The 1,992-nt window shown below is 40.8% G+C and carries 1 protein-coding gene; it reads left to right on the top strand.

Going from position 1 to position 1,992, the window contains the following annotated elements:
* On the top strand, positions 1 to 1,939 hold a 1,939-nt coding region (locus IPU53_RS24595), incomplete at its 5' end, for an SH3 domain-containing protein (protein WP_242698568.1).
* Positions 1,940 to 1,992 lie beyond the last annotated feature (53 nt).

The raw sequence follows: 1,992 nt of genomic DNA, 5'->3' as shown, positions 1-1,992 counted from the left end.
CAACGGCTGGGCAAAGGTAAAAGTGAATGGGAAGGCCGGGTATGTGAGCAGTCAATTTTTAACAGGCAAGACAAGCACCAATCCGTCCAAACCATCCACACCAACACCATCTAAAACAGAAACAAAATATGTGTCAGTGGATGCGGGTTCGAGCTTAAATCTTCGTAGTAGTGCAAGCGCCAGTGCATCAATTATTGGCAGCCTTAAGAATGGTGTAGCGGTAAGCGTGGAATCAGAATCCAACGGCTGGGCAAAGGTAAAAGTGAATGGGAAGACCGGGTATGTGAGCAGTCAATTTTTAACAGGCAAGACAAGCACCAATCCGTCCAAACCATCCACGCCAACACCATCTAAAACAGAAACGAAATATGTGTCAGTGGATGCGGGTTCGAGCTTAAATCTTCGTAGTAGTGCAAGCGCCAGTGCATCAATTATCGGCAGCCTTAAAAATGGTGTAGCGGTAAGCGTAGAATCGGAATCCAACGGCTGGGCAAAGGTAAAAGTGAATGGGAAGACTGGGTATGTGAGCAGTCAGTTTTTAAAATCAGGAAAAGAAACCGCCGATCCGACACCGCAAACGAAATATACTAAAGGTGCATCAGTTTCTGGAATAAGTATGTATACTAAGCCATCAACGAAATCTTCTGTTATGGTTAAAATCGCATCTGGAATACCAGTTGTTGTCTATTCGGAAGAAAATGGTTGGGCAAAAGTTAAGGCATACGGGGAAGAAGGATACATAGAATCCAAGTTTCTTTCTGATACAAATGAGATCAGTAAGGATCATGAAAATGATGCTCAAGAAGATTTGCGATATGTGGAAGTGGACCCAGGTTCAAGCTTAAACATGCGCTCTTCTGCTTCTACTAGTGGCTCAATTGTCAGCAAATTATCCAGAGGGACGATCGTAAAAGTTCTCTCAGAGAAAAATGGTTGGGCAAAAGTATCGGCAAATGGGAAAGAGGGCTATGTAAGCACGCAATATTTAACAAGTGAAATTAAAGTTCCAGAGGGACAACAAAAGGAAACAGTCTATAGTCAATATGATTATACCATCGACGAATTTGTAGATATACAGATGAAGGCAAATCCACAAACAGATTCAAAATACGATACTTACATTAGAGAAGATGCATTATCCGTAAAATCTAATGTGGGAACAGTACAAGGATCTGGCTGGAATGTAAGAGGCGGAGCTGGAACTGGCTTTTGGACAGTTGGACAAGTTTCCAATGGTACGAAGTTAAATATTCTTTCTTCAGTAAAAGGGACAGATGGGTATACATGGTACCAAGTTGATTTTAAAAAGGCTTGGGTGAATGCTAGTCCAGAGGATGTTAAGTACTATATTGATCCTAATAATTTTGCTGAAGATCCGATTAAATCCTTGCAGTTTGTCAATCTCGCAACTTCCACTAAGGTTCAGGAGAAAGAGGTTAATAACCAAATACTTTCTGGAAAGGGCATATTAAGTGGAAAAGCATCTGCGTTTATCCAAGCGGGGGAATCACTAGGTGTGAATGAAATGTATTTAATTTCGCACGCTCTGCTCGAAACCGGAAATGGTCAATCCACTTTGGCAAACGGTGTGAAAGTGAATGGGAAAACTGTTTATAATATGTATGGAATAGGCGCCTTCGATGGAGATGCTGTTGCTAAAGGGGCACAGTTTGCATACAATGCAGGCTGGTTTACACCTGAGCAAGCGATCATTGGTGGAGCAAAATACATTTCAAATGGTTATATTCATGCCAACCAAAACACCTTATACAAAATGAGATGGAATCCAGACGAGGCTAATAAAACGGGCAAGGCTACACATCAATATGCTACAGATATTGGTTGGGCAAACAAGCAAATTTATCAACTTCACAATTTATATAGTCTTGTAAACTCTTATAATTTAGTATTCGATATACCAGTTTACAAGGCAAAATAGAAAAAGGCTCCAATCAGTCGATCTTTTCGGCCGAATGGAGCTTTTTTAATAAA

The sequence above is a fragment of the Bacillus sp. SD088 genome (assembly GCF_017355205.1).
GTDB lineage: Bacteria > Bacillota > Bacilli > Bacillales > Bacillaceae_C > Lederbergia.
Note: the sequence above shows the minus strand (reverse complement) of the source record. Positions and strands in the feature narration are given on the sequence as shown.